General features: G+C 50.8%; 9 protein-coding genes and 1 tRNA gene. 5 read left to right on the forward strand and 5 right to left on the reverse strand.

The features are described from left to right. The 4 genes from lolA to serS are packed head-to-tail and all read left to right on the forward strand — an operon-like array spanning position 1 to position 3,626. The gene (gene lolA, locus IE054_RS17315; protein WP_189408489.1) at positions 1-630 is read left to right on the forward strand and encodes an outer membrane lipoprotein periplasmic chaperone LolA; all 630 of its coding nucleotides are present in this window, start codon (positions 1-3) and stop codon (positions 628-630) included. Beyond that, positions 630-1,946 carry a replication-associated recombination protein A gene (locus tag IE054_RS17320; RefSeq protein ID WP_189408490.1) on the forward strand — a complete coding sequence of 439 codons (1,317 nt, stop codon included), beginning with the start codon at positions 630-632 and terminating at the stop codon, positions 1,944-1,946. The genes lolA and IE054_RS17320 overlap by 1 nt, the downstream gene beginning before the upstream one ends. Beyond that, positions 1,943-2,323, forward strand: a complete 381-nt coding sequence (crcB, locus tag IE054_RS17325) for a fluoride efflux transporter CrcB (RefSeq protein WP_189408492.1) — start codon at positions 1,943-1,945, stop codon at positions 2,321-2,323. Before IE054_RS17320 ends, crcB begins: the two co-directional genes overlap by 4 nt. A gap of 10 nt (positions 2,324-2,333) precedes the next feature. After that, positions 2,334-3,626 carry a serine--tRNA ligase gene (gene serS, locus IE054_RS17330; protein WP_189408494.1) on the forward strand — a complete coding sequence of 431 codons (1,293 nt, stop codon included), beginning with the start codon at positions 2,334-2,336 and terminating at the stop codon, positions 3,624-3,626. A 2-nt stretch (positions 3,627-3,628) separates the two neighbouring features. Here serS and IE054_RS17335 read toward each other — a convergent pair whose 3' ends face one another. The 5 genes from IE054_RS17335 to IE054_RS17355 are packed head-to-tail and all read right to left on the reverse strand — an operon-like array spanning position 3,629 to position 5,693. Continuing rightward, on the reverse strand, positions 3,629-3,973 hold the full coding sequence (locus tag IE054_RS17335) for a TusE/DsrC/DsvC family sulfur relay protein (protein ID WP_189408496.1): 345 nt from the start codon (positions 3,971-3,973) through the stop codon (positions 3,629-3,631). Then, positions 3,970-4,236: a hypothetical protein gene (locus tag IE054_RS17340; RefSeq protein ID WP_189408497.1), complete on the reverse strand. Its 267-nt coding sequence runs from the start codon at positions 4,234-4,236 to the stop codon at positions 3,970-3,972. The genes IE054_RS17335 and IE054_RS17340 overlap by 4 nt, the downstream gene beginning before the upstream one ends. Further along, complete coding sequence (locus IE054_RS17345; RefSeq protein WP_189408498.1) at positions 4,236-4,586, reverse strand: DsrE family protein; 351 nt, start codon at positions 4,584-4,586, stop codon at positions 4,236-4,238. The genes IE054_RS17340 and IE054_RS17345 overlap by 1 nt, the downstream gene beginning before the upstream one ends. After that, entirely contained in the window at positions 4,586-4,975 is a 390-nt protein-coding gene (gene tusD / locus IE054_RS17350; RefSeq protein WP_189408500.1) for a sulfurtransferase complex subunit TusD, read from the reverse strand. The genes IE054_RS17345 and tusD overlap by 1 nt, the downstream gene beginning before the upstream one ends. 49 nt (positions 4,976-5,024) lie before the next feature. Beyond that, the gene (locus IE054_RS17355) at positions 5,025-5,693 is read right to left on the reverse strand and encodes a Bax inhibitor-1/YccA family protein (RefSeq protein WP_189408502.1); all 669 of its coding nucleotides are present in this window, start codon (positions 5,691-5,693) and stop codon (positions 5,025-5,027) included. A 240-nt stretch (positions 5,694-5,933) separates the two neighbouring features. Between IE054_RS17355 and IE054_RS17360 the strand changes: the two genes are divergently transcribed. After that, a tRNA-Ser gene (locus IE054_RS17360) sits at positions 5,934-6,025 on the forward strand. Positions 6,026-6,142 lie beyond the last annotated feature (117 nt).

Below are 6,142 nucleotides of genomic sequence, written 5' to 3' on the forward strand. Positions count from 1 at the left end.
ATGATGATAAAGAAAATTACCACGCTGGGTGCAATGATGTTACTAAGCCTGTCAGTGTGGGCTGGCGACGATACGATTAGTGCCCGTAGCGCGCTAAAACAAAAGCTGCATGAGATGCAGCAGTACCGCGCTGACTTTGAACAAACCGTAACGGATAATGAAGGCGCACTGATTAGCGAAGCGTCAGGTTCGCTGGTTATGGCACGCCCGGACAAACTGCGCTGGCATACCAAAACGCCAGATGAAACTTTGCTAATTGCCGACGGGGAATCAGTGTTTAACGTCGACAGCTTTGTGGAACAGGTGACTATCATCGATCAGGCCCAGGCTGTGCGTCACAACCCGGTTATTTTGCTTACCACGCAATCGGCTGAGGTCTGGAATGATTTCAATATTGCCTATGCTGACTCGCAGCAGGACTTTGTGATTAACCCCGTACAAGCTGACGGGCAGGTGCAGTCCTTGTCGCTGTTTTTTGACGATAATGTGCTTACCTCGCTGACCATGACTGATGCGCAGTTACAGACCAATAAGCTGACATTCAGTGCTATTGACACCGATTTTAATCCGGATGCATCGCTGTTTGAGGTGGATGCACCAGACAGCTATGTGATTGACGATCAGCGTTGATGGATACCGCTACACCCGATCCGTTTGCACCGCTGGCAGCGCGCATGCGGCCAGCGACTATCGAAGATTACGCCGGTCAGACTCATCTGCTGGGTGATGACAAGCCACTGGCAAAAATGCTTAAGGCCGGCCACTGCCATTCTATGGTGTTATGGGGGCCGCCGGGTACCGGTAAAACGACGCTGGCTGAATTGATTGCGCGTTATACCAATGCCAATGTTATCCGCCTCTCTGCGGTCACCTCTGGGGTAAAAGAGGTACGTCAGGCCATGGAGAAGGCTCAGCAGGACGCGCAGTATCAGCAACGCACCTTATTATTTATTGACGAGGTACATCGTTTCAATAAAAGTCAGCAGGACGCATTTTTACCGTTTGTCGAATCAGGAACGGTAACGTTTGTGGGGGCCACTACCGAGAATCCGTCTTTTGAGCTGAACAACGCACTGTTATCACGGGTGCGTGTTTACGTGCTCAAGCCGCTTGAAAATGACTCACTCAATAATCTTCTGGACAAAGCGCTTAGCGACAACGAACGGGGACTGGGAGAGCGAGGGCTGACGCTTGCCAGCGATGCCCGTGATGCACTGATAGGTCTGTGCAGTGGCGATGCGCGACGGTTACTGACGTATCTGGAGCTGGCCGCTGACTTCACGGAAGCCAGCGAAATCAGCCTGGGAGATATTGAACAGGCTGTAGGCGAGAAAGTTGCAAGCTACGATAATAAAGGCGACACCTTTTACGATCTTATTTCCGCCTTTCACAAATCCGTACGTGGATCAGATCCTGATGCAGCGCTGTACTGGTACGCCCGTATTTTAGATGGCGGCGGCGATGCGCTGTACGTGGGCCGGCGTCTGCTTGCAATAGCCTCAGAAGATATTGGTAATGCCGATCCTAAAGCATTGCAGTTATGCGTAGCCGCGTGGGATACCTTTCATCGCGTAGGACCGGCGGAAGGTGAACGCGCCATTGCACAGGCGACGGTATACTGTGCACTGACCGCCAAAAGCAATGCCGTGTACCGCGCCTTTAGTGACGCAAAAGCGCTGGCACGTAAAACTGCTGATGCCCCGGTGCCGATGCATTTACGCAATGCCCCTACCAAACTGATGAAGTCGATGGGGCATGGTGAGGGCTACCGGTATGCCCATGACGAGCCCAATGCCTTTGCTGCCGGCGAAGTGTACCTGCCAGAATCACTGGCTGGCACACGGTTGTATACACCCAGTGAGCGGGGTATGGAAAAGTCGGTGAAGGCCAAACGGGCCTATCTGGATGACTTAAATGCCAGAAGTAACAGGAAACGCTATAAATGAATACCGCATTGATGTATGTGTATATTGGATTTGGTGGTGCTGCCGGGGCCTGCCTGCGTTATTTCCTGACCACGACGGTGGATTCCTGGTTTGGAAAACACATTCCCTTTGGTACACTTACCGTCAATGTGCTGGGATCGTTTGGTCTGGCACTGTTATACGGGTTTATTGAGCGCCATGATATCGCAGACTCCCCTTACCGGTTACTGATTGGAGTTGGTTTGTTTGGCGCATTTACCACGTTTTCTACGTTTTCCATCGAAACGTTAACCCTGTTAGAAAATGGCCTGTGGTTCAAAGCACTGCTTAATGTGCTGTTGAATGTCACTGCCTGCCTGGTGGCGGGCTGGATAGGCATTGAATTGATGAAAGGATAATAAGAGACACATGTTAGATCCCAAGTGGCTGAGAAGTGATATTGAGACAACTGCGCAGCGCCTGAAAACACGCGGTTTCACCCTGGATACAGAGGCATTTACTGCGCTTGAAGAAAAGCGCAAGTCGTTACAGACTGAAACCCAGGAACTGCAAAACGAACGCAATGTACGTAGCAAAGCCATTGGTAAGGCTAAGCGGGATGGCGAAGATATTCAGCCACTGCTGGCCGAAGTGAGTGACTTGGGCGATAAACTTGATGCAGCCAAATCGCAGCTTGATGAAGTGCTGGCAGAGATTGAGTCATTTACGTCCGGCATCCCAAACCTGCCAGACGACAGTGTGCCGGTGGGTAAAAGCGAAGACGAGAACGTAGAAGTGCTAAAGTGGGGGACACCGCCCAGGTTCGATTTTGAGGTGCAGGATCATGTGGATCTGGGCAAGGGTCTGGCCAATGGTCTGGACTTTGATACCTCGGCTAAGATAACCGGCAGTCGTTTTGTGGTGATGCGGGGCCAGGTGGCGCGTCTTAACCGTGCACTGGCGCAGTTTATGCTGGATGTACACACGTGCGAGCACGATTATCAGGAAACGTACGTACCGTACCTGGTAAACCATGACAGCCTGTATGGCACGGGTCAGTTGCCAAAATTTGGTGAAGATTTGTTTCACACGCAACCCGCCACCGAAGAGGGGCAGGGGTTATCACTGATCCCAACGGCGGAAGTACCGCTGACTAACATTGCCCGCGGTGAGATCCTGGATGCTAAACAACTGCCACTGAAAATGACAGCGCACACACCGTGTTTTCGTTCTGAAGCCGGCTCTTATGGCCGTGACACACGTGGGCTGATCCGTCAGCACCAGTTTGAAAAAGTAGAACTGGTGCAACTGGTGAAACCCGAAGACAGTTTCGCTGCACTGGATGCCTTAACCGAACATGCGGAAAAAATCCTGCAGAAACTGGAACTGGCATACCGCAAAGTGGTTCTCTGTACAGGGGATATGGGGTTTGGTGCGGCAAAAACCTACGATTTGGAAGTGTGGCTGCCGGCACAGAACACGTACCGTGAGATTTCCTCATGCTCGAACATGACGGACTTCCAGGCCCGTCGTATGCAGGCGCGTTACCGTAACCCACAAACCAACAAACCAGAATTGCTGCATACCCTTAATGGTTCAGGACTTGCGATTGGTCGCACCCTGGTGGCCATTCTTGAGAACTATCAGCAGGCCGATGGCAGCATTAAAGTCCCGGAAGCGCTGGTGAGCTATATGGGCGGAGTAACCGAACTGCGCGCTTAAATTTAAAGGCATTTCGCGGGTTTGGGTAAACCCGCGAGCTTGGTGGCCTGTTTGGCCGGACCTTTTGGAAACAGCCGCTGTAAATAGCGGCTGTTGCCTTTTTCGGGCCCGTACTGCTGAGCCATGGCTTTAACCAGTGCCCGTATCGCAGGACTGGTATCATAGTCTAAGTAAAAGGCCCGAACAAAGCGTACTACCTCCCAGTGTGCATCAGTGAGCGTAATGTTTTCCTGTTCGGCTAGTACCGGCACCATCGATTCATCCCACTGCTCAAAATCCAGCAGGTAGCCACCTTTGTCGGTGGGGATCTGGCTGCCGTTATGCTCAAGGTAGTAATGTTCACTCATGTTAATTTTACCCAGGGGCTGTAGGAGAGACCATGGCTTATCCAGTCGGCCATACTCCAGTGATGTTTGTCTGTGATACCGATACCCCGCACCGTCGCATCTTCTCTTAACAGTCTGACAGACAGTGTCGGAAAGTTCTGACAAAGTGAGTCGTACTGATACACAGCATTTTGTGTCAGTAAAACTGGTGTAGCTGGTGCGCACTTTTTTAGCAGTTCCGCGCTGGCTGCCGACAATGTACTGGACGTTAAGTAAACCAGCATCAGAACCTCACAACCATTGATGCAGCTTCAAGCAAGCCTGCTTTTTCTGCCTCTGTGAGTGGCGTGACGAACGCGGGGAGCACAGCACTATCCATACGCGTAACCACACTGCTTTTACAGGCATAAATCTCTTCCACATCAAAAAGCGGTAACGATTTAATTCGTTTCCCCACATTTTTAATGCCTTTGGGCGGTGCCTGCTCAGGCGTTAGCTGCCATACGCCATCGCCCTCGAACAGGACAACAATGTCATGGCCGAAATTGACACCCGCCACTGCAAAATCCAGTGCGTCCTGCGCGTCGCCTGAGCCATAGGGGGGCGTAGTAAGAATGACCAGAATACGTTTCATCAGAACTGTACCAGCTGATCACACTCATGCAGTGCAGTAAAAAATTCACCCAGCCCGGCCTGTTCAAACGGTGCAGTCATATTAGCCGCGTTTATTTCATGTTCCTGTGCATTGTGAACATCACAGACACCACGCTTTAGCGCGGCTGTGATGCAGACCAGCAAGCGCACGCCGAAAGATTCATGTAGCGATCGCCAGGCATCAGGCATTGCTATCTCATCGCCCGGCGGACGTATAAAACTGTTGGCGTGATAAACACCCTGTTGATAAAAAAACACATGATTGACCACATTTCCCTGAGCAATAGCCTGTTCTATAAAAGTCAGGGCTGACGCGCCAGCGCTGCTGTCGTAGGGCGGGGTGGTGATAAGGACGGAAAAATTGCTCATAAACAAAAACACCCCGAATCCGGGGTGTTTTCCTCAAAATTTGCTGCGATCAGTCGTCGCCGCCAAACGCACCTAACAGGTGCAGCATCGCCGTGAACAGGTTGTACAGGTTAAGGTACATAGACACGGTCGCCCGGATATAGTTGGTCTCTCCGCCATGGATAATACGGCTGGTATCAAACAGGATAAACCCTGACATGATAAAGACAATCGCTGCACTGATAGCCAGACTAACTGCAGGTACGGCAAAGAATATATTTGCAATCGCCGCAATCAGAACGACAACCAGACCAACTACCAGAAAGCCACCCATAAAGGAGAAATCTTTCTTAGTGGTCAGGGCATACCCTGACAGGGCAAAAAATACCAGTGCTGTTGCACCCAGCGCTTCCATAATAAGCCCAGGCCCGGCGACGCCAAGATAAAAGTTAAGCGTGTAGCCCAATGACGCGCCCAGAAGTCCGGTAAATGCAAAGACCCAGTATATACCAGACGACGACTCCGCTTTTTTGTGAATGACAAATAACGTTACAAAGGCGCCAATTGTCATCAGCAGTGACATAATGGGTGAAATACCCACTGCCATAGCAACCCCTGCACACACGGCACTAAATGCTAAAGTCATCGCCAATAGCATGTACGTGTTGCGCAGAACCTTATTGGTTTGCAACACCGACGATTGTGATGATGCATTTGAATACACCGAACGTTGATCCATTGTTTCCTCCAGCAGGACTTAAGTTGTTGACCACGATGGTAAACTAAAACTTAGAGACTTTGTATGGCTTTTGGTTCCGTTTTTCAAGCTTGATAAGTAAAAATGTACATCACCGCAGCCTGTTGGTGTATACGGCCGTGATTAACGCTTAGATTTGATTAAATACGCATCAGTTAAACCATTTCTGAGATTTAATGCTTTACAGCCATCAAAATTTCATTAAGATACGCACCACTCAACGGAGAGTTGGCAGAGTCCGGTTGAATGCACCTGACTTGAAATCAGGCGAAGGGTCAAACCTTCCGGGGGTTCGAATCCCTCACTCTCCGCCATATTCAAACAAAAACGCCCCGCACCAGCGGGGCGTTTTTGTTTGTGCGTGTGAGTGCGGACTTGGTTCGGATCCCTGGGGTTCGACAACCGGGCAGGAAAGCCCGGGTGCACAGCCG

The sequence above is a fragment of the Alteromonas halophila genome, assembly GCF_014651815.1.
GTDB lineage: Bacteria > Pseudomonadota > Gammaproteobacteria > Enterobacterales > Alteromonadaceae > Alteromonas > Alteromonas halophila.